The 22,273-nt window shown below is 61.8% G+C and carries 23 protein-coding genes and 1 riboswitch; of the genes, 17 read left to right on the forward strand and 6 right to left on the reverse strand.

All coding sequences use genetic code 11. The features are described 5' to 3' along the window. On the forward strand, positions 1 to 187 hold a 187-nt coding region (locus tag U0L91_RS10380), incomplete at its 5' end, for a hypothetical protein (protein ID WP_330046719.1). 2 nt (positions 188 to 189) lie between these two features. After that, positions 190 to 672 (forward strand): phage holin family protein, encoded by a 483-nt coding sequence (locus U0L91_RS10385; protein WP_330046720.1) that lies wholly within the window; start codon positions 190 to 192, stop codon positions 670 to 672. Positions 673 to 960: 288 nt separating this feature from the next. On the opposite strand, the gene fucO is transcribed toward U0L91_RS10385, so the two are convergent. Continuing rightward, entirely contained in the window at positions 961 to 2,109 is a 1,149-nt protein-coding gene (gene fucO, locus U0L91_RS10390; protein ID WP_330046722.1) for a lactaldehyde reductase, read from the reverse strand. Positions 2,110 to 2,314: 205 nt separating this feature from the next. On the opposite strand from fucO, the gene sdaAB reads away from it, so the two are divergent. Both sdaAB and sdaAA read left to right on the forward strand, forming a co-directional pair. After that, a complete protein-coding gene (gene sdaAB / locus U0L91_RS10395) occupies positions 2,315 to 2,992 on the forward strand; it encodes an L-serine ammonia-lyase, iron-sulfur-dependent subunit beta (protein WP_330046724.1) in 678 nt (225 codons plus the stop codon). A 1-nt stretch (position 2,993) separates the two neighbouring features. Further along, positions 2,994 to 3,872: an L-serine ammonia-lyase, iron-sulfur-dependent, subunit alpha gene (sdaAA, locus tag U0L91_RS10400; protein ID WP_330046726.1), complete on the forward strand. Its 879-nt coding sequence runs from the start codon at positions 2,994 to 2,996 to the stop codon at positions 3,870 to 3,872. 56 nt (positions 3,873 to 3,928) lie between these two features. Here the strand turns inward: sdaAA and U0L91_RS10405 are convergent, their stop codons facing one another. Further along, complete coding sequence (locus U0L91_RS10405; RefSeq protein ID WP_330046728.1) at positions 3,929 to 4,321, reverse strand: BlaI/MecI/CopY family transcriptional regulator; 393 nt, start codon at positions 4,319 to 4,321, stop codon at positions 3,929 to 3,931. A gap of 331 nt (positions 4,322 to 4,652) precedes the next feature. Between U0L91_RS10405 and serC the strand changes: the two genes are divergently transcribed. Further along, a complete protein-coding gene (serC, locus tag U0L91_RS10410; RefSeq protein ID WP_330046730.1) occupies positions 4,653 to 5,750 on the forward strand; it encodes a 3-phosphoserine/phosphohydroxythreonine transaminase in 1,098 nt (365 codons plus the stop codon). Positions 5,751 to 5,783: 33 nt separating this feature from the next. Further along, positions 5,784 to 6,944 (forward strand): phosphoglycerate dehydrogenase, encoded by a 1,161-nt coding sequence (locus tag U0L91_RS10415; RefSeq protein WP_330046799.1) that lies wholly within the window; start codon positions 5,784 to 5,786, stop codon positions 6,942 to 6,944. A 59-nt stretch (positions 6,945 to 7,003) separates the two neighbouring features. On the opposite strand, the gene U0L91_RS10420 is transcribed toward U0L91_RS10415, so the two are convergent. Then, on the reverse strand, positions 7,004 to 7,183 hold the full coding sequence (locus U0L91_RS10420) for a hypothetical protein (protein WP_330046732.1): 180 nt from the start codon (positions 7,181 to 7,183) through the stop codon (positions 7,004 to 7,006). A gap of 203 nt (positions 7,184 to 7,386) precedes the next feature. On the opposite strand from U0L91_RS10420, the gene U0L91_RS10425 reads away from it, so the two are divergent. The 10 genes from U0L91_RS10425 (at position 7,387) to U0L91_RS10470 (ending at position 18,009) form a co-directional block, all read left to right on the forward strand. Continuing rightward, entirely contained in the window at positions 7,387 to 8,223 is an 837-nt protein-coding gene (locus U0L91_RS10425; protein ID WP_330046734.1) for a bifunctional hydroxymethylpyrimidine kinase/phosphomethylpyrimidine kinase, read from the forward strand. A 34-nt stretch (positions 8,224 to 8,257) separates the two neighbouring features. Continuing rightward, positions 8,258 to 8,755, forward strand: a complete 498-nt coding sequence (locus tag U0L91_RS10430; protein ID WP_330046736.1) for a tRNA (cytidine(34)-2'-O)-methyltransferase — start codon at positions 8,258 to 8,260, stop codon at positions 8,753 to 8,755. A gap of 10 nt (positions 8,756 to 8,765) precedes the next feature. Next, positions 8,766 to 9,674: a DegV family protein gene (locus U0L91_RS10435; RefSeq protein ID WP_330046738.1), complete on the forward strand. Its 909-nt coding sequence runs from the start codon at positions 8,766 to 8,768 to the stop codon at positions 9,672 to 9,674. A 96-nt stretch (positions 9,675 to 9,770) separates the two neighbouring features. After that, the gene (locus tag U0L91_RS10440) at positions 9,771 to 11,183 is read left to right on the forward strand and encodes an MATE family efflux transporter (RefSeq protein WP_330046740.1); all 1,413 of its coding nucleotides are present in this window, start codon (positions 9,771 to 9,773) and stop codon (positions 11,181 to 11,183) included. A 59-nt stretch (positions 11,184 to 11,242) separates the two neighbouring features. Continuing rightward, positions 11,243 to 11,353, forward strand: a riboswitch (PreQ1-III riboswitch). A gap of 7 nt (positions 11,354 to 11,360) precedes the next feature. Further along, positions 11,361 to 11,885 (forward strand): QueT transporter family protein, encoded by a 525-nt coding sequence (locus tag U0L91_RS10445; protein WP_330046741.1) that lies wholly within the window; start codon positions 11,361 to 11,363, stop codon positions 11,883 to 11,885. Positions 11,886 to 11,899: 14 nt separating this feature from the next. Further along, entirely contained in the window at positions 11,900 to 12,553 is a 654-nt protein-coding gene (locus U0L91_RS10450) for an HAD family hydrolase (protein ID WP_330046743.1), read from the forward strand. Positions 12,554 to 12,567: 14 nt separating this feature from the next. Next, positions 12,568 to 13,485, forward strand: a complete 918-nt coding sequence (locus U0L91_RS10455) for a DMT family transporter (RefSeq protein ID WP_330046745.1) — start codon at positions 12,568 to 12,570, stop codon at positions 13,483 to 13,485. Positions 13,486 to 13,617: 132 nt separating this feature from the next. Further along, positions 13,618 to 16,488 (forward strand): preprotein translocase subunit SecA, encoded by a 2,871-nt coding sequence (gene secA / locus U0L91_RS10460; protein ID WP_330046747.1) that lies wholly within the window; start codon positions 13,618 to 13,620, stop codon positions 16,486 to 16,488. Between the two features lie 49 nt (positions 16,489 to 16,537). Beyond that, positions 16,538 to 16,936, forward strand: coding sequence for a DUF3783 domain-containing protein (locus U0L91_RS10465; protein ID WP_330046750.1), 399 nt, complete (start codon positions 16,538 to 16,540; stop codon positions 16,934 to 16,936). After that, a complete protein-coding gene (locus U0L91_RS10470) occupies positions 16,933 to 18,009 on the forward strand; it encodes an FAD:protein FMN transferase (protein ID WP_330046752.1) in 1,077 nt (358 codons plus the stop codon). Before U0L91_RS10465 ends, U0L91_RS10470 begins: the two co-directional genes overlap by 4 nt. A 60-nt stretch (positions 18,010 to 18,069) precedes the next feature. Here U0L91_RS10470 and U0L91_RS10475 read toward each other — a convergent pair whose 3' ends face one another. From U0L91_RS10475 to U0L91_RS10485, 3 genes are read right to left on the reverse strand one after another with little or no spacing between them, the layout of a single operon-like run. Next, on the reverse strand, positions 18,070 to 18,795 hold the full coding sequence (locus U0L91_RS10475) for a YggS family pyridoxal phosphate-dependent enzyme (protein WP_330046754.1): 726 nt from the start codon (positions 18,793 to 18,795) through the stop codon (positions 18,070 to 18,072). Between the two features lie 2 nt (positions 18,796 to 18,797). Further along, complete coding sequence (locus U0L91_RS10480) at positions 18,798 to 19,367, reverse strand: TIGR01440 family protein (RefSeq protein ID WP_330046756.1); 570 nt, start codon at positions 19,365 to 19,367, stop codon at positions 18,798 to 18,800. Positions 19,368 to 19,415: 48 nt separating this feature from the next. Next, positions 19,416 to 20,504 (reverse strand): sugar kinase, encoded by a 1,089-nt coding sequence (locus U0L91_RS10485; protein WP_330046757.1) that lies wholly within the window; start codon positions 20,502 to 20,504, stop codon positions 19,416 to 19,418. A gap of 278 nt (positions 20,505 to 20,782) precedes the next feature. On the opposite strand from U0L91_RS10485, the gene U0L91_RS10490 reads away from it, so the two are divergent. Next, positions 20,783 to 22,264, forward strand: a complete 1,482-nt coding sequence (locus U0L91_RS10490) for an MBOAT family O-acyltransferase (RefSeq protein ID WP_330046800.1) — start codon at positions 20,783 to 20,785, stop codon at positions 22,262 to 22,264. Positions 22,265 to 22,273 lie beyond the last annotated feature (9 nt).

A 22,273-nucleotide genomic window follows, 5' to 3' on the forward strand; every position in this document is an offset into this window, starting at 1 on the left:
CCTGCAGCGCCTGTGCATCATCGGCACCGATGCCGAGATCCTGGCCAAGGCCCGGTCGCTCGGCCTGCCTGCCGATACCGTGACGGCCCTGCTGATCGGCCCGGCCTCGGACGGCGACGCCATGACGCTGTGGCAGATGGCCGGACAGAAGGACAAGGAGTATTTTGCACGTTACAAGGAGGCGTGATGATGGATAAGAATACGATCAAAGCCGTTGTCTCGGGGATTTGTGGTGCCTTCACCGCGGCGTTCGGTTGGCTGGGCTGGCTTGTGGTCGCCTGGGTGATCTGTATGGTCATCGACTGGATCAGCGGCAGCGCCGCCGCTGCGGCACAGGGCAACTGGTCCAGTGCCGTGGCCCGCGCCGGCATCTGGCACAAGGGCGGGATGATCCTGGTGGTGCTGGTGGCCGCGGAGGCCGACTGTGTGCTGGGGATGGCCGTGGAGCATTTCCCCGCCCTGAGCATTGAGTACACGTCACTGGTATTGCCGGTGATCCTTGTGTGGTACATTTTCACCGAGCTTGGATCGATTGTCGAGAACGCCACCGACATGGGAGCCCCTGTCCCCGCCTGGCTCACCAAGCTCCTGGCCGCCAGCAAGCAGTTGGCCGAACAGCAGTTCGACCTGCTCGACGATCCTGACAACATCGACGATACTCCCAAAGAATAATAGCAATCCCCCAGCTTGTAATTGCTGCTTACAAGCTGGGGAATTTTCTGTTTGTGTCGTAAAAAAGTCGCAGAATCGAGTAACTGAACTGTTGTATGTTGCTTTCTCAGAGTTCAAATCTCTCTTACTCCGCCAAAGCCGGGCCACAATCTGAAAGAGGATTGTGGCCCGGCTTCTTTGTTTGTCCGGAGAAGGGTTCTCCCCTTTTGCAGGACAGCACTTTACAGACAAAAGCCCCCGCCGGGAAGGACAGACCTTTCCGGCGGGGGCAATGTTCAGGTATGCGAATTACAGCAGGCTGGTGTACAGCGCCTTGATCTCCTCGACGCTGGTATCACGCGGGTTGCCGGGGCAGCAAGCATCGGCAAAAGCACTCTCGGCCAGGAACTGGATATCCTCTTCCTTGAGGATGCCCTTGAGGTTGGCGGGGATGCCCACATCGGCGCTGAGCTTCTTGACGGCAGCGATGGTGGCATCGGCAGCGTCGGCATCGCTCATGGCGTCAATGCCTTCCACGCCCATGGCCTTGCCGATGGCGCGGTAGCGGCCGCCGGCCACGGTCTTGTTGTACTCGAGGCCGGTGGGCAGGATGATCGCGCAGGCAACACCGTGCGGGGTGTCATACAAGGCGGACAGGCCGTGCGCCATGCTGTGGACAACGCCCAAGCCCACGTTGGAGAAGCCCATACCGGCAATGTACTGGCCCAGCGCCATGCCCTCGCGGCCTTCCGGCGTGTTCTGGACGGCGCCGCGCAGATTCTCGGAAATCAGGCGGATGGCTTCCAGATGGAACATATCGCTGATGACGCAATGGCCCTTGGTGATGTAGCCCTCAATGGCATGGGTCAGCGCATCCATACCGGTGGCGGCGGTCAGGCCCTTGGGCATGCTGGACATCATCTCGGGGTCGACGACGGCGATCTCGGGGATATCGTTGGTGTCGACGCAGACGAACTTGCGCTTCTTCTCGACATCGGTGATGACGTAGTTGATGGTGACTTCGGCCGCGGTGCCGGCAGTGGTGGGAACCGCGATCGTGAAGACGGCATGTTTCTTGGTGGGCGCAACGCCTTCCAGGCTGCGGACATCGGCGAACTCGGGGTTCTCAACGATGATGCCGATGGCCTTGGCGGTGTCCATCGAGGAGCCGCCGCCGATGGCAACGATGCAGTCCGCTCCGGCGGCCTTGAAGGCAGCCACGCCGTCCTGCACGTTCTGGATGGTCGGGTTGGGCTTGATCTCGCTGTAGACGGAGTACGCAAAGTTTGCGGCATCCAGCAGCGCGGTGACCTTGCCGGTCACGCCGAACTTGATCAGGTCGGGGTCAGAGCAGACAAAAGCCTTCTTGTAGCCGCGCTTGGTCAGCTCGGGGACAATGTTTTCGATGGCGCCGGCGCCATGATAGGAAATAGTATTCAGAACAATACGATCTGCCATAAAATAGGTACCTCCCATAAGTATTCGTGCGGTCATCCGCCTCGGTTTGTTATAATTATAACACGTTTGCAAGGGCCGCGTCATTGCGGATTTGTCCCCATTTTTATAAGAAAAGTCCACTCCCGGCGTCCGGCTTGCAATACAGGGCGGAACTGTCTATAATACTACCATACATAAATTGTACATGCCGCAAAGGAGATCCGCCATGCGTTTGTTTGATGTCTTGGGCCCGGTCATGACCGGGCCGTCCAGCAGCCACACGGCCGGTGCGGTGCGCATCGGGCTGACGGCACGCCGTCTGCTCGGTGAGGAACCCCGCCGGGCCGAGATTCTGCTGCACGGCAGCTTTGCCGCCACCGGCCGCGGCCACGGCACCGACCGGGCACTGGTGGCCGGTCTGATGGGAATGCAGCCCGACGACGAGCGCATTCCGGACAGTTTTGCCCTGGCCCGTCAGGCCGGTCTGACCTTCACGGTGGGCACCGTCGCACTGCGCGGCGCTCACCCCAACACGGCGCTGCTGCGTCTGGAAGGACCGAGCGGGCGCAAGCTGGAAGTGATGGGGTCCTCCATCGGCGGCGGGCGCATCAACATCTGCCAGATTGACGGCATCACGACCAATTTTGGCGGAGACCACAACACGCTGATTGTCCACAATCTGGACACCCCGGGCCATGTGGCGGAAGTCACGGCGGCGCTCAGCGCCCGCGGCATCAACATTGCCACCATGCAGCTCTACCGCTCCTCGGCGGGCGGCTATGCGGTCATGGTGCTAGAATGTGACGAACCGCTGCCCGACGAACTGATCACCGCGCTGCGTGCGATGTCCGGCATTGTCAAGGTGACCGGTCTGAACCTGGAAGATCCCGAAGGAGGTGTCTGAGATGTCCTTTCCCTCTGTACGCGCAATGGTGGACGCCTGCCTGCAGAACGGCCGGCCGCTGTGGGAGATGATTCTGGAAAGCGACCTGCCGGAAAGCGGCCTGACCCGCGCCCAAAGCTGGGCACAGATGCGCCGGCTGTGGCAGGTCATGGTCCAGACCAGCCGCAATTACTGCGGCACCGACCGCTCCAACAGCGGTTTTGCGGGCGGCGACGCCGCCAAAGTGGAGGCCGCAGCCGCCGAAGGCCGTCTGTACACCGACGGGTACCTGGCCCAGGTCATGGCGGAGGCACTCAAGACCGCCGAGTGCAACGCCTGCATGAAGCGGATCGTCGCCGCCCCCACGGCCGGAAGCTGCGGTGTGCTGCCCGCCGTGCTGCTGCCGCTGTACCGCAGCCAGCAGGCCGATGAGGATGCCGTCTGCCAGGCACTGTATGTCGCAGCGGGTTTTGGCCAGGTGGTGGCGGCCCGCGCCACCCTGGCCGGTGCCGAGGGCGGCTGTCAGGCGGAAGTGGGTGCCGCCAGCGGCATGGCCGCAGCGGCCCTGGCGGCGCTGCGCGGCGGCAGCGCCGAGCAATGCGCCGAGGCCTTTGCGATGGCGCTGACCAATCTGGAAGGGCTGGTCTGCGATCCCGTGGCGGGTCTGGTGGAGATTCCCTGCATCAAGCGCAATGTGATCGGCGCGATGAACGCTGTGAGCTGCGCCGATATGGCGCTGGCCGGCGTGGTGGGTCACATTCCCGCCGATGAGGTCATTGACGCCATGGCCGAGGTGGGCGCCGCCATGAGCAGCGACCTGCGGGAGACCGGCATCGGCGGCCTGGCGGGAACCCCCACGGGGCGCGCCATCCGTGAAATTGTAACCCTGGGTCAGGACTGACGACCCATGCCGACGGCCGGCAGAGAGGCATCCGTGCTTCCCTGCTGGCCGTTTTTTCAGTCGTAATCGTATTCGGGGCTTTCGGCCACCCGGTTGTCCAGCCACCGGGCCAGGCGTTCCAGCTCGGCGTTGGTGATCCGGCCGGTATCGGCCAGGGCCTCCATCATGCGCCGGGGATCACCGCCGTACAACGTGCGCAGATGGGCCGCCGACACCGCCCCGCAGTAGGTCACCCGACGCACCAGCGGCGTATAGATGTTCCGGTTGCCCTGTTTTTCGGGCCGGAGATAGCCCTTGTTCTCCAGCCGGAGCAGGAAATTCAGAAGGGTGGAATCCGCCCAGACACAGTCGGCGGGCAGATGGGCGGCAATCTGGCGGCGGGTGGCAGGTTTTCCGCAGTCCCACAGGGCCGTCATGACCTGTTCCTCGCTTGGGGAGAGATGATTCACGGTGTACCTCCTACATTTGTAGCAGATTTTGTGTTTTTATTTTACATTTGTGGTTGATTATTTTGCAAGATGGTATTTTGCACAAGGTTTCAGGGGTTTTCTTGTGCGTTTTTTCAAGTCATCTTTTACGTTTGTAAAATAAACTGTTTTCAGGCGGAAAACGGTTCTCTCTTTTGGCAAACGAAGCGGCTTTTTCATGGGTCTTTTTTGCCGTTTTGACGGACGGATTTGACTTGTCCGGCAGCTTGCAGCCTGCGTATAATAGCGTCAGATCCCAACAGCGCGGTGTATTTCCGCCGGGGCAATGAAAGATTAGCGGGAGGTCATCCTTATGAATCGTGTGTACAATTTCAGCGCCGGCCCTTCGATGCTGCCGGTTTCCGTTCTGCAGAAGGCGCAGGCCGACCTGCTGGATTACCACGGCTCCGGCATGAGCGTGATGGAGATGAGCCATCGCAGCAAATGGTTTGACGAGATCATCCAGAACACCGAGGCCGGCATCCGCCGGGTGCTGGGGGTTCCGGACAATTATAAAATCGGATTCTTCCAGGGCGGCGCCACCCAGCAGTTCGCCATGGTCCCGCTGAACCTGATGACCACCGGCACGGCGGATTATCTGGTGACCGGCAACTTCAGCAAGAAGGCCGCCGAGGAGGGCGCCAAGTTCGGCACGGCCCGGATCGCGGCTTCCAGCAAGGACCGCAACTTCACCTACATTCCCGACGTGAAGGCCATCGACTACGATCCCAACGCCAGTTACATTCACATCTGCCAGAACAACACGATTTTCGGAACCAGATTCCGGGAGGTGCCTCAGGTGGACGGCATTCCCCTGGTGGCGGACATGAGCTCGATGATCTTCAGCGAGCCGACCGATGTGACCAAGTACGGCTGCATCTACTTCGGCGTCCAGAAGAACGTCGCCCCCGCCGGCATGGCCATCGCGATCCTGCGGGAGGATCTGCTCGGCAAGAGTGCCAAGGGCATCCCGGCCGACAAAATTCCCACTATGATGAACTACACCACGCTGATCGGCAAGGACAGCATGTACAATACCCCGCCCTGCTGGTGCATCTACATGACCGGGCTGATGATGGAATACCTGGAGCATGAGATCGGCGGTCTGGAGGCCATGGCTCAGATCAACCGCGACAAGGCCGACAAGCTGTACGCTTATCTGGACAGCCAGAATTTCTACCACAACCCGGTGGAGCCGGATTACCGCAGCATGATGAACGTGACCTTCACGAGCCCGACGCCCGAGCTGGACAAAGCGTTTTGCGCCGAGGCCGACAAGGCCGGGTTCGTCAACCTCAAGGGGCACCGCCTGGTGGGCGGTATGCGGGCGTCCATCTACAACGCCATGCCGCCGAAGGCCATTGACGACCTGATTGAATTCATGGAAAAATTCCGCAAGGCGAACGCCTGAGCGCGGGCAGAGAGGAAGGAGCCCTGTATGACCATGTACCGAATCAAAACGCTGAATGCCATTTCCCCGGTGGGACTGGCCAAACTGCCCGCCAGCCAGTTTGAAATTGACAACGAGGCCGCCGATGCCCACGGCATTCTGGTGCGCAGCGCCGACATGCACAGCATGGAACTGCCCAAGAGCCTGCTGGCCATTGCCCGGGCGGGTGCCGGCACCAACAACATTCCGATTGATGCCTGCACCGAGCAGGGCATCGTGGTCTTCAATACGCCGGGCGCCAATGCCAATGCCGTGGCCGAGCTGGTGGTGGGCGCGCTGATCTGCGGCAGCCGCAATGTGCCGGACGCCGTACAGTGGGCGCAGAGTCTCAAAGGCAGCGCCACGCTGGCCAAGGACGTGGAAAAGGGCAAAAAGCAGTTCGTGGGGCCCGAGCTCCGCGGCAAGACGCTGGGCGTCATCGGCCTGGGCGCCATCGGTGCCCGGGTGGCCAATGCCGCCGTCTCGCTGGGCATGGAGGTTCTGGGCTATGACCCCTACATCTCCATCGATGCGGCGTGGAGCCTGTCCCGCAGTGTCCAGCACTGTGTGACGCTGGGCGACATGCTGCCCCGCTGCGATTATCTGACCATCCATGTTCCCTATATGCCGTCCACCCGGAACACCATCAATACCCAGACGCTGGCCATGTGCAAGGACGGCGTGCGGGTGCTGAACTTTGCCCGCGGCGAGCTGGCCGACAACACCGCCGTGCTGGACGCCCTGGGCAGCGGCAAGGTGGCGCAGTACATCTGCGATTTCCCGGCCGAGGAACTGCTCGGCGTGCGCGGTGTGATCTGCACGCCCCATCTGGGTGCCTCCACCCCCGAGAGCGAGACCAACTGTGCCGTGATGGCGGCGGGTGAGCTGAGCGACTACCTGAAGAACGGCAACATCACCCACAGCGTCAACCTGCCGGATGTGAGCCAGCCCCGGGTGGGCGGACGCCGCATCTGCATGATCCACCGCAATGAGCCGGGCGCCATCTCGGCCATCACGGGAATCCTGACCGACGCCAATCTGAACATTGAAAACATGGTCAACAAAGGCAAAAAGGATGTTGCCTACACGATGCTGGACGTGACCGGCACGATGGACGACACCCTGGCCGACCGTCTGGCCGGCATCGAAGCCTGCATCCGGGTGCGGATTCTCTGATTGTGTTATGTACCGCCGCGCGGTGCGCTCTCCTCTGCGGGAGCGCACCGCGCATTTTTTCAGCGGGTGTAATGCTCCACCATGCGGTCAAAGTCTACCAGGGCCTTCTCGGCCCCGCGGGCCATCTTGCGGACGGTGCGGCGGACCTGGCGGTGGTCCTGCGTGGCGGCATACATGACCGCGCCGCCGATGGCCATGCCCACGGCGGCGGTGGTGACAACAGACATCATGTGATCCATTGAACGTGCAGCTCCTTTCCTTTTGCCGGTTTCGCGTCTTTGCCGGTACAGCCTCAGTATTTCCAAACCGATTCGCCTTTATGCGTCTTTTTTTGTGGCGGGGTTTGTGGTAAAATCGGTACAGGCAGCGGGAAGAGCCGATTTTTTGCCGTTCTTGTGCCGCTTTGCCGTCAGAATCTTACATAGAAACGAGCGTATTACCTATGTCCAATGCTCCCAAAACCGTTCTGTGCATCCACGACCTGCCCGGCTTCGGGCGGGCCGGGCTTTCGGTCGTGATTCCGGTGCTCTCCGCGCTGGGGATGCAGGCCGTGGCACTTCCCACCGCCGTGCTGTCCTCCCACACGGGCGGGCTCGGCACCCCGGCCAAACTGTCCAATCCCGCCTACGGTCCCGCCGCTCTCGAACATTACAAGCGGCTCGGGCTGCGGTTTGACTGCATCTATTCGGGGTATCTGGCCGATCCCGGTCAGGCCCGGCTGGTGGAACAGGCCATCGACCTGTGGCCCGATGCGCTGGCCGTCGTGGACCCCGTGATGGGCGACCACGGGCGGATGTACCGCGGCCTGGCGCCCGAGATGGTGCCGGCACTGTATACGCTGTGTTCCCGGGCCAGTCTGATCCTGCCCAACGCCACCGAGGCCTCGCTGCTGCTGGGCGACCCGATGCCCGGGGTGACCGGGGAATCCGCCCTGAGTCTGGCAGCGTCCCAGGCCCGGCGACTGACCCGGATCTGCCCGCAGGTGCTCATCACCGGTGTTCCGGCCGGGCGGGGCATTGCCTGCGTGGGGGCCGACCGCTCGGGCGGCGAGGAGACGGTCCGCACGCCGATGGTGCCCAAGACCTTCCACGGGACCGGGGACATCTTCGGTGCCGTGATGGTGGGCCGGCTGCTGCAGGGCAACGTCGTGCAGGCCGCCGCCCAGGCTGCCGCCGTGTTTGTGGCGGATTGTCTGAAAGCCACCCCCGATGAGGCCGACGAACGTCTGGGCGTCTGGCTGGAAAACGTTCTGCCCCGCCTGATGCAGGCCGGCAGCTGAGCAGATCATAGAAAAAGGAAGTGCAAAGAAGAAGATGCCGACTGTCAACATTGTTCTGATCGAACCGCAGATTCCGCAGAACACCGGCAACGTGGCCAGGACCTGCGCCGTGACGGGCGCCCGTCTGCACCTGGTGGGACCGATGGGATTTACGATCGATGACAAAAAATTAAAGCGTGCCGGGCTTGACTATTGGGGCCAGCTTGATATAACATATTACCAGAGCAGCGACGCTTTTTTTGCGGCAAACGCGGGGCCTTTCTACTATTTCAGTTCCAAGGGGCCGCGCCGTCATACCGACGTTGCCTACCCGGACGGGGCCTATCTGGTGTTCGGGCGGGAGGATGCCGGTCTGCCGGAGGAACTGCTGGCTGCCAATCAGGACAACTGTGTTCGGATGCCGATGCGCCGCGGCGAGCGGTGTCTGAACCTGTCCAATGCGGTTGCCGTGGGCGTGTACGAGGTACTGCGGCAATGGGATTTTGCCGATCTGGAAACGCATGGACAACTGACCCGATACGAATGGAAATGAGGACGCGGATATGAGTGAAACAAAAATCGCCTTTTTGGCAGATTCCGGCCTGGACATTCCCCAGGAGCTGGCGGACAAGTACGGCATTGACATTGTCGGCTTCCCCATCAACCTGGACGGGAAAGAGTACCTGGAACGCCGGGATATGACGAATCAGGAATTTTATGAGATGATGCGCGAGGCCAAGGGTGTGCCCACGACGGCCGCCATCACCCAGCTGCAGTGGCTGGACGTCTATGCCAACTATGTGGATCAGGGTGTGACCGATCTGGTACATATGACCATCAATTCGGCCGGTTCCAGCACCTACAGCAACGCCGTCAAGGCCGCCGAGATGCTCAATGAGGAACGCCCCGGCCACAAGATGAAGATTCATCTGATCGACAGCCACACCTATTCGATGCCGGGCGGATGGTATCTGTGCGAGTGCGCCCGCAAGGTGCGCAACGCCGGTGATCTGCAGATCTGCCTGCGCGAAGTGCAGGACAAGCTGACCCGGGTGGAAGTGTGCCTGGCAGCGTTCAGCCTGAAACAGATGAAGAAGTCCGGCCGTGTGACGGCAGCTGCCGCCGTGGTCGGTGACCTGATGGGCATCCGTCCCATCATCAGCCTGAATGACGGCATCAGCAAGGTGGAGAGCAAGGTCCGCGGCGACGCGAGCGTGCCCCCTGCGATGGTCAAGTGGGTCAAGAGCCGGGTGGACAATGTCCGCGACATGGACTACATGGTTGCCTACACCTCCTCGACGGAAAAGCGGGATGAGCTGCTCCGGCTCTGCCGCAAGGAATTCGGCCATGCCCCGGTCTGCGTGTTTGAGCTGGGCGGCGTTGTGAGCGCCAACACCGGCCCCGACGCCATTGCCATTGCCTTTGAAGGCAAGCCGCGCCGTCTGGCGGACTATGCGGTGCCCCTGCCGTAAGCCGTCGAATCTGGTTTTCCCGGGCTGCTGTTTTGCACGGCAGCCTGTTTTTATGCCCCTGCGAAAAAGGAAGGAAAAAACGAAAGGAACCCTATCATGCAACAACAACCGTCCCTGACGCTGCGCGAATGTCTGGTCGGTGACCGCAGATTCTACCGCCATGTGGCGGTGGTGGTCCTGCCCATCATCGTGCAGAACACGCTGTCCAATGTGGTCAGCCTGCTCGACAACGTGATGGTCGGTCAGGTAGGCACCCTGCCCATGAGTGCCGTTGCGATCATCAACCAGCTTCTGTTCGTCTTCAACCTCTGCATCTGGGGTGCCCTGGCCGGCGCCGGCATCTTCGGCGCCCAGTTCTACGGCCAGGGCAACATGGAAGGCGTGCGCCAGACCCTGCGGGTCAAGTTCATCATGGTCCTGCTGCTGCTTGCCATCGCCTTTGCGGTGCTGCTGGGCGGAGGCCCTGCCCTGATCGGCCTCTACATTGCCGACGGCACCCCGGCTGCCGACGCCGCGGCCACCATGGAGTACGCTTTGGGGTATCTGCGGGTCATGCTCGTGGGTCTGATTCCCTTTGCGATCACCCAGGCCTACGCCGGTACGCTGCGCGAATCCGGCCAGACCACCCTGCCGATGCAGGCCAGCATGATTGCGATGGGCGTCAACTTCGTCTTCAACTGTCTGCTGATCTTCGGCCTGTTCGGGTTCCCGCGGCTCGGCGTGGTGGGCGCCGGCATCGCCACTTCCCTCTCCCGCTTTGTGGAGTTCTTCATCGTGGCTTCCGGGGCACACCGCAGCGTGGAGCGCTACCCCTTCATGCAGGGCGTCTTTCACGGATTTGCCATCGAGGGCTCGCTGCTGCGGCAGATCATCGTGAAGGGCACGCCGCTGCTGCTCAACGAATGTCTGTGGAGCATCAGCCAGGCCATGCTGCTGCAGTGCTACTCGGTGCGTGGCATCCAGGTCATCGCCGCCATGAACATCACCGGCACCGTGACCCAGATTTTCAACGAGGTCTTTCTTTCGCTCGGCAACGCCACCTCGATTCTGGTCGGGCAGGAGCTGGGTGCCAGCCGGATGGCCGGTGCCCGGCGGACCGCCTGGCGGATGATCACCCTGAGCGTGGCCAGCTGTGCGGTCATGGGTGTGGCCCTGACGCTGTGCAGTCCCATCATCCCACAGATCTACAACACCGAGGCGGAGATCCGCAGCCTGGCGTCCAGCGTCATCCGGATGGCGGCGCTCTGCATGCCGCTCTTTGCCTTTGCCAACGCCTCCTACTTCACGCTGCGCTCGGGCGGCAAGACGGTCATCACCTTCCTGTTTGACAGCTGCTATACCTGGTGCGTCAACATTCCGATCGCCTTTGTGCTGACCCGCTACACCGGGCTTTCCATCGTGCTGGTCTATCTGTTCGTCAACGCGGCGGATCTGATCAAGTGCATCATCGGTTTCATTCTGGTCAAGAAGGGCGTCTGGGTCAACAACATTGTGGCTCAGGAATCCTGAATTTCTTCTGCGGACAGGCTTGCAGCCTGTCCGCAGTTTTGCTATAATAGCCATTTGTTGAGCAACTTAGGATTTTAGGCTCCGCGGAGGTTCCGGATTCCAGTCCGGCCCCCGCGCAAACCGGTTCAAGGCTGGCGGTCTTGAAACCGGTCAAAATCTATCCGCCGGAGTGTAAGTATGAAAGAAAAGAAACTGTCCGTCCGAACCCTGGTCCGCTGCGCGATGATCGCCGCGGTCTACACCGTTCTCTGCCTGGTATTGCAGCCCTTCTCCTACGGCGCGGTCCAGGTCCGTGTGGCGGAGGCGCTCTGCCTTCTGCCGGTGTTCGGTGCCGAATACATTGTGGGTGTGACGCTGGGCTGCCTGCTGGCCAACCTGCTGGGCTCCACGATGGTGGACGTGGTCTTCGGGACCGCCGCCACGCTGGTCGCCTGCCTGGTGACCTACTCCCTGCGCAACATCCGCTGGAAGGGCCTGGCCATTCCGGCCTCTTTTCCGCCCGTTGTGTCCAACGCGCTGATCGTCGGTGCGTTTGAGATCACGGTGTTCTTCTCCGATGTCGCCCCCACCGCCACGATGGCCCTGTTCAATGCCTTGACCGTGGGCCTGGGCGAGATCATCAGCTGCACCATCCTGGGTGTGGCACTGGTCCGCCTGATCGAATCCAATGAAGGACTTCGCAAAGTGTTTGCAGACGAATAATCAAAGGAGCTGCCATGTGCCCTGAACTTGTTTTGTGGGATTGGAACGGGACCCTGCTGGATGATGTGGACCTGTGTGTGGATGCGCTCAACCGTCTGCTTGCCGCGTACCACTATCCCCAGCACTACACCAAACCCCAGTACCGTGAGATCTTCGGGTTTCCCGTGGAGGACTACTATCGCCGCGCGGGGTTTGATTTTGAAAAGGACCCGTTTCCGGTTCTGGCCGAAAGCTACATGCAGGATTATCTGCCGGCTTCGGCCGCCTGCCCGCTGGCACAGGGCACCCGGCAGGCGCTGGAACTCTTCCGTCAGGCCGGGGTCCGGCAGGTGATTCTGTCGGCGTCCCGGCTTCCTACCCTGGAATGGCAGGTGTCCGAACGGGGCATCCGTCCGTATTTTGACTGTCTGCTCGGGCTCGATGACATCTATGCCAAGAGCAAAGTTGCCGTGGGGCTCGACTTTTTGCAGCGGGAAGGCTTTGCGCCGGACCGCGCCGTGATGATCGGGGATTCCCTGCATGATGCCGAGGTTGCCCGGGCGCTCGGAGTGCACTGCGTGCTGCAGTGTTCGGGCCACCAGAGCCGCGGGGTGTTGCAGACCGCCGGGGTGCCGGTCCTGGACAATGTGCTGCAGGCCGCCCGGTATTGTCTGGCCGAAATGCCGTAAGGAGTGTAAAAGCAATGAACGACCGTGTAAAAGGTGCGTTTCTGACCATGTTCGGCGGTGCCTGCTGGGGCATCTCGGGCTGTGTGGGGCAATATCTCTTCACACGGCAGAACATGGATTCCACCTGGCTGGTGCCCATCCGGCTCGGGCTGGCGGGGCTGCTGCTCTGCGGTTACTACGGGCTGCGCAACTGGCGTCAGCTCATAGATCCCTGGCGGACGCTGCGCAATGCGCGGGATCTCGTGATCTACGGGCTGGCCGGCGTCAGCTGCTGCCAGTTCCTGTACTTCCTGACCATCCAGCTTTCCACCGCCGGGGTAGCCACCATCCTGCAGGACCTGTCGCCGGTGCTGATTCTCGGCGTGACCTGCTGGCAGGCCCGGCGGCATCCGCAGGTGTTTGAGCTGTTCAGCGTCGTGCTGGCGCTCGTCGGCGTCTTTCTGCTGACCACCCACGGCAGTCTGACCGACCTGGCGGTCTCCCCGGCCGCCCTGCTGTCCGGCGTTCTCAGCGCCGTCTGCGTGGTGATCTACACGGTCTGGCCACGCCGTCTGCAGCAGCAGTACCCCACCCCGATGCTGCAGGGCTGGGCTTTCCTGATGGGCGGCACCGCGTTTTCGCTGCTGTTCCGTCCCTGGCAGGTCCACTACCATCCCACCACCGCAGGGCTTATTGGCATTGCGGCGGTGGTGCTGATCGGCAACGTGCTGGCCTTCAGCTCCTACATGAGCGGCGTCAAGCTGATCGGACCGACCCGCTCGAGCCTGTACAGCTTTGCCGAGCCCGTGACGGCGGCGATCATCAGCACAACGGTGCTGGGTTCGGCCTTCACGCCGTGGGATGCCCTCGGTTTTCTCTGCATCTTCCTGATGCTGGTCCTGCTGTCGCTGCGGCATGAGCCCGCCGTGCAAACAACAGGTCAAAAATCCTAAAAACTTCCGAAAATACACCCGCGCGGGTTTGACAGCATTGCCCGCACGGGTGTATTATATTACAGTGTATCAAAGTGACCCGACGATACGTTCCATACGCCGCAGCGCGGCAGAAAATACAGGTGTTTGTCTATGTCTTTTATGGAAAAACTGTTCGGTACGTTTTCCGACAAAGAACTGAAACGGATTCAGCCCATCGCCAAGAAGGTCCTGGATCTGGAACCCGAGATGCAGAAGCTCTCCGATGAGGAACTGCAGGCCAAGACCCCTTATCTGAAAGAGAAGCTCCAGAACGGCGCCACTCTGGATGACATCCTGCCCGAAGCCTTTGCCGTCTGCCGTGAAGCGGACTGGCGTGTGCTGGGCCTGAAGCCCTATCCGGTCCAGATCATCGGCGGCATTGTGCTGCACCGTGCCTGCATCGCCGAGATGCAGACCGGCGAAGGCAAGACGCTGGTCGCCACGATGCCGGTCTATCTGAATGCTTTGACCGGCGAGGGCGTCCATGTCGTGACCGTCAACGATTACCTGGCCAAGCGCGACAGCGAGTGGATGGGCAAGGTCTACCGCTTCCTGGGCCTGAGCGTCGGTCTGGTCATTCATGACGTGCCGCCGGCCGAGCGCCGCCGCGCCTATCTGGCCGATGTCACCTACGGCACCAACAACGAATTCGGTTTTGATTACCTGCGCGACAACATGGTCGTCTACAAGGCGAACATGGTCCAGCGCGGTCACGCCTACGCCATCGTGGACGAGGTGGACTCCATCCTGATCGATGAAGCCCGTACCCCGCTGATCATCTCCGGCAAGGGTGAGGATTCCAGCGTCATGTACAAGCGCGCCGACGACTTTGCCAAGACGCTGAAGAAGTCCGTCATCGTCGAGCTGGACGACAAGGTCGAGGCCGACGATCAGGTGGACGGCGACTATGTCGTGGACGAGAAGCACAAGACCTGCACCCTGACCGAGAGCGGCGTCAAGAAGGCTGAGGCCTGGTTCAAGGTGGACAACCTCTCGGATGCCGACAACATGACGCTGCGCCACTACATTGACGGCGCCATCAAGGCCCGCGGCGTCATGCACCGCGACACCGACTACATCGTCAAGGACGGCGAGGTCATCATCGTCGATGAGTTCACCGGCCGTCTGATGTACGGACGCCGTTTCAACGACGGTCTGCATCAGGCCATCGAGGCGAAGGAAGGCGTCCATGTGGCCGCCGAGAGCAAGACGCTGGCCACCGTCACCTTCCAGAACTATTTCCGTATGTACAAGAAGCTGGCCGGCATGACCGGTACCGCTTCCACCGAGGCGGACGAATTCAGCGAGATTTACGGTCTGCAGATCGTCAGCATTCCCACCAACAAGCCCCGCGCCCGCAAGGATCTGCCGGACTGCGTCTACAAGACCGTCAACGGCAAGTATGCGGCGGTCATCGAGCAGGTGGCCGAGTGCCATGCCAAGGGCCAGCCCGTCCTGGTCGGCACCGTCAGCGTGGAAAAGAGTGAGGCGCTGTCCAAGCTGCTCAAGAAGCGCGGCATCGAGCACAATGTGCTGAACGCCAAGCAGCATGAGCGCGAGGCCGAGATCGTTGCCCAGGCCGGCAAGCAGGGCGCCGTGACCATCGCCACCAACATGGCCGGCCGTGGTACCGATATCATGCTGGGCGGCAACGTGACCTATATGGCCAAGGCGGCGCTGCGCAAGGAACTGACCAAGAAACTCACGGCCGACCTGGAAGCGGTCAAGGATGAGTACGAGCACGCCAAGGCCCGCGCCAAGGCGCAGGGCACCGAGCTGCCCACCCCGCCCGAAACCGAGATCACGGCCCGGCTGGAAATGCTCCTGACCGAGTGCGACGGCCATGCCGACACCGACGACGCCGACATTCTGGCGGCGCGCAAGCGGTTTGACGAGCTGGTGGCCGAGTATGAGCCGGAGGTCAAGCGGGAAGCCGAGGCCGTGCGGGAAGCCGGCGGTCTGTTCATCATCGGCACCGAGCGGCATGAGAGCCGCCGTATCGACAACCAGCTGCGCGGCCGTGCCGGCCGTCAGGGTGATCCGGGTGCGTCCCGCTTCTTCCTGAGCCTGGAAGATGACCTGATGCGCATCTTCGGCGGTGAGCGTGTGCAGAATCTGATGGATTCGATGGGTCTGGATGACGATGTGCCGATCGAGAACAAGCTGATCACCAACTCCATCGAGAGCGCCCAGAAAAAGCTCGAGGCTTCCAACTTTGCGATCCGCAAACAGGTGCTGCAGTACGACGACGTGATGAACCAGCAGCGCGAGATCATCTACAAGCAGCGCCAGATGGTGCTGGACGGCGAGGACATCTCGGACAAGCTCCATGAGATGATGAAGGATTCCATCCATGAGAGCTGTGATTCCTTCCTGAACGGCGAGACCGCCGACGACTGGGATTTTGCCGCGCTGCGCCGTCATTATATGAACTGGCTCTGCCTGCCCACCGACTTCAACTACACGACCGAACAGCTCAACGAGATCACCCGCGAGGACGTCGAGAAGATGCTCTACGACCGCGGCATGAGCATTCTGGAAGCCAAGGAAAAGAAGTACGGTTCCAAGATGATGCGCGAACTGGAACGCATCTGCCTGCTGCGCAATGTGGACTCCAAGTGGATGGAGCACATTGACAACATGGACCAGCTCAAGCAGGGCATGGGCCTGCGCGGCTACGGCCAGCGCGACCCCGTGGTGGAGTACCGCATCGAAGGCTTTGCCATGTTCGATGAGATGATCGCGTCCATCCGTGAGGATGCCGTCCATATGCTGCTGACCATCGAGGTGCGCCAGCAGAATCAGGAGCCCAAGCGGGAACAGGTGGCCCAGCCCACCGGCGAGGGTGCGCCCCGTGCCGCCGGTGCCAAGGGCAGTGCTCCGGTGCGGGTGACCAAGATTGGCCGCAACGATCCCTGCCCCTGCGGAAGCGGTCTGAAATGGAAAAAGTGCACCTGCAAAGAATACCACCCCGATCTGTAAAACCCAAGGCGGTGTGCGTGGCACACCGCCTTTTTTGTGAGGTATGACTATGAAAGCACACATCCAACAGGAGCCGCGCTGCGCGCTGGTCTGGCGCGTCAGCCCCGGTTCGGCTGCCTATGAGGCGGTGGAACATGCCGCCCGCCCCTACCGCGTCAGGGTCCGTGCCGTCTCGGAGGAGGCGCTCGGCATGCGCATCGGGGATCTCTGCGCCGGGCGCACCGCCCAGACCGCAGGCGGCACCGCGCCGACCGAACTGCCCGCGCTGATCGTCAGCGGACTGCGCCATGACAACGGCGATCTGAATGCCTTTCTGGACGGGGTGCGCCGCGGCGGCGCCCAGTTCCCGCTGCGCGCCATGGTGACCGACACCAGCCGCGGCTGGACGCTCGAGACGCTGCTGACCGAGCTTTGCCGGGAGCATGAGGCCGTGGAGGACCCGACATGAGGGCCCCGGCCAGACTGACCGCAGCCCTGCTGGCGCCGCTGATGCTGCTGACCGGCTGTGCCCTGCCCTTCGGTTCCCGGACGCCGGAGCGCCGCACCGTGACCTGGTGGGATCTGTTTGACACCGTCACCGTCATCACCGGCTACACCGAGACCGAGGAGGAATGGGAGACCCAGACCCAGGCGCTGCACGACGATCTGCTGCGGTATCATGAACTGTACGACATCTACAACAGTTATGACGGTCTGGTCAACCTGGCGCAGGTCAATGCCCAGGCCGGCCAGGGGCCCGTGGCGGTGGGCAGCGAAATCCTTGACCTGCTGACCTTCGCCCAGGAGATGTACACCGTCACCGAGGGTGCCTGCAACGTTGCCGCCGGGCGGGTGCTGCGTCTGTGGCACGATGCCCGGGAGGCAGCCGGCGACGGCGGCGAGGTTTCGGCCGATCTTCTGCCCAAACAGGAAGATCTGGAAGCCGCCTCCGCACACTGCCGCATGGAGGACCTGATCGTGGACACCCAGGCGGGGACCGTTTCCTTCGCCGATCCCGAGATACAGCTGGATGTGGGCAGCATCGGCAAGGGATACGCGGTGGAACAGTGTGCCCGGGCAGCCGAGGCGCGCGGCCTGACCAGTGCCCTGCTCAATGTGGGCGGCAATGTGCGCGCCATCGGCACCAAGCCGGACGGCAGTCTCTGGACCGCCGGGGTGGACAATCCCTGGCCCGGGCAGGACGGCCAGTATGCCACAGCGAATTACATCGCGGCGGTGTCGCTGCAGCCCGGGCAGAGTCTTGTCATCAGTGGGGATTATCAGCGGTACTTCACGGTGGACGGGGTCCGCTACCATCACCTGATTGATCTGACAACGCTGCAGCCGGCGCGGTATATGAGCAGTGTGGCGGTGCTCTCCTCGGACAGCGGACGCGGGGATGCGCTCTCCACAGGGCTGTTCTGTATGCCGGTCGAGGAAGGCCGCGACCTTGTGGAGCGGCTGGACGGCGTCGAAGCCTTCTGGATGCTGCAGGATGAATCCACCCAGGCCAGCAGCGGCTGGACGGCGGATGCCTCCTGATCTGTTTCTAACAAAAAACTCCCGGGAACCGTCAGACGGTTCCCGGGAGATTTTTTGTGATCAGACTTTGTTGCCGTAGTCGCGGGCACCGTAGATGGCGGTGCCGATCCGGACGATGGTGGCGCCCTCGCGGATGGCGTCGGGATAGTCGCCGCTCATTCCCATCGAGAGAATGTCGAGGCGGCTGTCCGTCAGGTGACGGTCCTCCGCGCTGGTCAGCAGTTCCCGCATCCGGGCGAAAAAGCGCCGTGTCTCATCGGGCGACGCATCGGCCGGCGGAATGGCCATCAGGCCGCGGACGCGCAGATGCGGATGCGCCGCGGCGGCATCCAGCAGCGTCCAGAGCGTCTGGGGATCAATGCCGGACTTGGAGGCTTCGCCGCCGATGTTGATCTCGATGAGAATTTCCTGCACCAGACCCGCATGGGCGGCAGCGTTCTCGATCTTATCCAGCAGGCGCTCGCTGTCCACGCTCTCAATCAGGGCGGCGCGGCCCACCACCTTGTTGACCTTGTTGGTCTGCAGGTGACCGATGAAATGCCCCGGCTTGCCGCCATAGGCGCCCGCATCGGTCTTTTCCACCAGTTCCTGCACATGGTTCTCGCCGAACAGGTCGATGGGAAGGGCCGCACTGGCGGCAACCTCCTCGACCGTGCGGGTCTTGCAGGCCGCACAAAGCAGGATTTCGGCCGGGTCGCGGCCCGCTTCCCGGGCCGCCTGGGCCATCCGTTCCCGGATCACGGCCACATTTTCCGCCATCCGGGCGCGTTGTTCTTCGCTGATCATCCTTACATCTCCTCGTAGACGGCACGGCTGCCGCCGATATAGGGCGGACGGGTCCTGGCACAGATCAGCCAGGCCCGGCCGATCTGGTTCAGGCTCAGCCGCACCGGGACCGCCACCCGCTTGAGGTGCATCCCGATCAGCGTTCCGCCAATGTCCATGCCCGCCGATGCGCGGACCTCCTCCACCAGGACGGGGTCCCGGAAGGCCCGCCAGCAGTTGGTCGCCCAGCTGCCGCCCGCATGGGGCTGCGGCACCGCATTGACCTGCTCATATCCGTAGCGCTCGGCGGTTTCCCGCTCGATGACAATGGCGCGGTTGAGATGTTCACAGCACTGGGCGGCCAGTGCAATCTTCTGGGCGCGCAGGACCGGCAGGACACCGTCCAGCACGGCGCACGCGGCGTCCATGCTGCTGTCCTTGCCGATATGCCCGCCGACGATCTCGCTGCTGGAGCAGCCGATCACCAGAATATCACCGGGCCGCAGATGGGCTGCGCTGAGCAATTCTGTAACGGCCTGCCGTGCCTGCGCGGTGACGGCGGCAAGGTCCACTGTCTGTTCCCTGTTTTCCATGGGGTCCTTCCTCCTTATAATGCGCGGCATCCGGGCGGACTTCGGTGGTTACCGCTTGATGTCGTAGTTCATGTTCATCAGATTGCGGATGCTGTCCACGTCGTCGGTGATGTTGGCGTCGCCGTGGATCGTGTGCTTGATGGCCGAGCTGGCCACCGCAAAGTTGATCATGTCCATCGGCTTGTAGTTGTGCATCATCGCATAGATCAGGCCGCTGGCAAAGGCGTCGCCGCCGCCCACGCGGTCCAGAATGTTGAAGGTGAAGAGCTTGCTCTCGAAGGTATGGCCCTCGTACCACATGAAGGCCTTGAGGCTGTTCTCCGAGCCGGAATGTGCATAGCGGACATGGCGCGCAATGCACTTGAGGTTGGGATACCGCTCGATGAACGCCTGGAAAATCTCGTCCTGCTGCTCATAGCTGGGCTGCAGCGGCACACCGTCCTTGTAGTCGCCCTTGCTGTGGTCTTCCTCGTCGCGCCACAGATGGTACGGCTCGATGCCGAACAGCACATCCACATAGGGCAGGCACTGGGTGCAGTAGTCGCGGGCGGCCTCCCAGGTCCACAGCTGGCTGCGGAAGTTGCCGTCAAAGCTGACCGTCAGGCCCTTCTGCTTGGCAACCTGGAGACATTTCATGATGAACTCAGCGCAGTTGGGCGCCAGGGCCGGCGTGATGCCGGACAGATGCAGCCAGTCATAGCCGTCAAAGAGGGCATCCAGGTCCACCCGGTTCAGATCATACTCGGTGATGGCGGAATGCTTGCGGTCATAAGTAACTTTGCTGGGGCGGATGCCATAGCCGGTTTCCAGGTAATAGGTGCCGAGCCGGTGGGTCGGGGTATCCGCCGGTGTTGCCAGAATCATCGGCGTGCAGTGCACATCGTTGGAGCGCAGCCAGCGGACCGCACTCTTGCCCAGGCTGTTGTTGGGCACGACGCTGAAGAAGGTGCTGTCCACCCCCAGGTTGGCCAGCGCCAGCGCAATGTTGGCCTCACTGCCGCCATAGCTGGCTTCAAAACTGGAGGCCATGCGGATCTTTTCATAGTTGGGCGGGGTCAGACGGAGCATGACCTCTCCGATCGTGATGAATTTTGCGGGACTGTCGCTGTGCAGAAGCAATGGATTCGAGTGTTCCATATTCGATACCTCTTTTCCGAAGCCGCATCCGCGGCATTCTGTTCTTGTTCTTATTGTACCGTACTTTTCACCGCATTTCAACGGTATTTGTAGAAATAGCACACAGATTTTGTCCCCGTCCGCACCGTGCAAAATGCGGCTGCCCGCTCTTTACACCAACCGCAAAACAGGGTATAATAGAATGATTAAAATGTAGTATTGTGCCGTTTTGGCGTTGGATTTGCCGCACCTTGGGCGGCAGTTTCCGCCATGCGAAACTGGGAAGGGACGGATTGCCCGTGGGGCTGCAGAGCCTGCAATATTTTGTATATCTGGTGCTGGTGGCGGCGATGTATCTGCATCTGCCGGCCGTGATCCAGCCGCTCTTTCTGCTGGCCGCCAGCTGGGTGTTCTACGCCATGGCCATGCCGGCCATGCTGCCGGTCACGATTGCGCTGGCCGTCTTCACCTATCTGTGCGGGCGGGGCCTCGGCTGGCGCGGCGGCCGGCACAAAACGGCGTTCCTGCGTCTGGGCGTCGTGGGGACGCTGGCCGTGCTGGCCTTCTTCAAATACAACCGCCTGCTGCCGGTGACGGGCTGGCAGGGCATTGCCATGCCGCTGGGCATCAGCTTTTACAGCTTTGCGGCGATCTCCTATCTGATAGATGCGGCCCGGGGGGACTGCGAGGTCGAGACGGATTTTGTGACCTGTGCCCTCTTCCTGAATTTCTTTGCCACCGTCACCCAGGGACCGATCTGCCGAGCGGGTTCCCTGATGCCCCAGCTGCACACCGAACACCGTTTCGACGCGGCCCGCACCGTCCGGGCGCTGCGGCTGTATGCGCTGGGCGTGTTCAAGATGGTGGCCATCAGCGATGTGCTCGGCCTGCTCGTCGATGAAGTCTATCCGAACTACCGTGCGTACGGCGCCCCGATGCTGATACTGGCCACCGTGGCCTACACCTTCCAGCTCTACTTCAACTTTTCGGGCTACTCCGAGATCGCCCGGGCCACCGGTCTGGTGCTGGGGCTCGATCTGCCGGAAAACTTCAAAACGCCCTTCTATGCCACCAACTTTTCGGGATTCTGGAGCCGCTGGCACATCAGTCTGTCCTCCTGGCTGCAGGATTATCTCTTCATGCCGCTGGCCTGGGCGGACCTGGGCCGGTTCGGCCGGCTGCCCGCCGAGTTCTGCGTTTTCTGCGTCTTTTTCCTGTCGGGATTCTGGCACGGCAACACCGCCCCCTTCATTGTCTGGGGTCTGCTGCAGGCGCTCTACCGGGTCGGCGAGGAACTGCTGCACCGCCGTCTGGGCAAACCCAAGAAGAAAGCCCCGGCCCGCAAGCTGTGGGCCAAGCGTGCCGTGGTGTTCCTGCTGTGGAACATCAGCATGGTCTTTTTCTGCATCGGTTCCTCCTCGGCGTGCGGTGCGCTGGGGGTACGGGACGGCTTTGCACTGATCGGCCGCTGGGCAACGGGAGGCTGGTCTTTGCTGCGGCTGGCGTCCGAGCTGTACAGCGCCATCTACACCGGCTACTATGCCAACACCATCCTGGTGGCGCAGTACTGGGTCTTTGCGCTGATCGTGCTGGGGCTGGGGCTCTGGCTGGATCACCGGCGCAACTTCATCTACCGCAACAAACCCGCCGAGATCGCCCTGGCCGGGGAAAAGCACCGCACCGTGCTGTATCTGCTGCTGATCTGCCTGATTCTGGTGGGCTACATCATGCAGAGCGGCGGGTTCGGTTCCTCCGATTTCGGCATGTATGCAAACTTTTAACGGGGAAGG

The sequence above is a fragment of the Gemmiger sp. genome (assembly GCF_036306485.1).
GTDB lineage: Bacteria > Bacillota > Clostridia > Oscillospirales > Ruminococcaceae > Gemmiger.

Coding starts and splice junctions, on each gene's coding strand:
- sdaAA (WP_330046726.1), top strand. CDS start 2,994: ATGTCCTTTCCCTCTGTACGCGCAATGGTGGACGCCTGCCTGCAGAAC.
- U0L91_RS10430 (WP_330046736.1), top strand. CDS start 8,258: ATGCCGACTGTCAACATTGTTCTGATCGAACCGCAGATTCCGCAGAAC.
- U0L91_RS10470 (WP_330046752.1), top strand. CDS start 16,933: ATGAGGGCCCCGGCCAGACTGACCGCAGCCCTGCTGGCGCCGCTGATG.
- U0L91_RS10465 (WP_330046750.1), top strand. CDS start 16,538: ATGAAAGCACACATCCAACAGGAGCCGCGCTGCGCGCTGGTCTGGCGC.
- U0L91_RS10445 (WP_330046741.1), top strand. CDS start 11,361: ATGAAAGAAAAGAAACTGTCCGTCCGAACCCTGGTCCGCTGCGCGATG.
- U0L91_RS10420 (WP_330046732.1), bottom strand. CDS start 7,183: ATGGATCACATGATGTCTGTTGTCACCACCGCCGCCGTGGGCATGGCC.
- U0L91_RS10485 (WP_330046757.1), bottom strand. CDS start 20,504: ATGGAACACTCGAATCCATTGCTTCTGCACAGCGACAGTCCCGCAAAA.
- sdaAB (WP_330046724.1), top strand. CDS start 2,315: ATGCGTTTGTTTGATGTCTTGGGCCCGGTCATGACCGGGCCGTCCAGC.
- fucO (WP_330046722.1), bottom strand. CDS start 2,109: ATGGCAGATCGTATTGTTCTGAATACTATTTCCTATCATGGCGCCGGC.
- secA (WP_330046747.1), top strand. CDS start 13,618: ATGTCTTTTATGGAAAAACTGTTCGGTACGTTTTCCGACAAAGAACTG.
- U0L91_RS10440 (WP_330046740.1), top strand. CDS start 9,771: ATGCAACAACAACCGTCCCTGACGCTGCGCGAATGTCTGGTCGGTGAC.
- U0L91_RS10455 (WP_330046745.1), top strand. CDS start 12,568: ATGAACGACCGTGTAAAAGGTGCGTTTCTGACCATGTTCGGCGGTGCC.
- U0L91_RS10425 (WP_330046734.1), top strand. CDS start 7,387: ATGTCCAATGCTCCCAAAACCGTTCTGTGCATCCACGACCTGCCCGGC.
- U0L91_RS10450 (WP_330046743.1), top strand. CDS start 11,900: ATGTGCCCTGAACTTGTTTTGTGGGATTGGAACGGGACCCTGCTGGAT.
- U0L91_RS10435 (WP_330046738.1), top strand. CDS start 8,766: ATGAGTGAAACAAAAATCGCCTTTTTGGCAGATTCCGGCCTGGACATT.
- U0L91_RS10475 (WP_330046754.1), bottom strand. CDS start 18,795: ATGATCAGCGAAGAACAACGCGCCCGGATGGCGGAAAATGTGGCCGTG.
- U0L91_RS10415 (WP_330046799.1), top strand. CDS start 5,784: ATGTACCGAATCAAAACGCTGAATGCCATTTCCCCGGTGGGACTGGCC.
- U0L91_RS10480 (WP_330046756.1), bottom strand. CDS start 19,367: ATGGAAAACAGGGAACAGACAGTGGACCTTGCCGCCGTCACCGCGCAG.
- serC (WP_330046730.1), top strand. CDS start 4,653: ATGAATCGTGTGTACAATTTCAGCGCCGGCCCTTCGATGCTGCCGGTT.
- U0L91_RS10385 (WP_330046720.1), top strand. CDS start 190: ATGGATAAGAATACGATCAAAGCCGTTGTCTCGGGGATTTGTGGTGCC.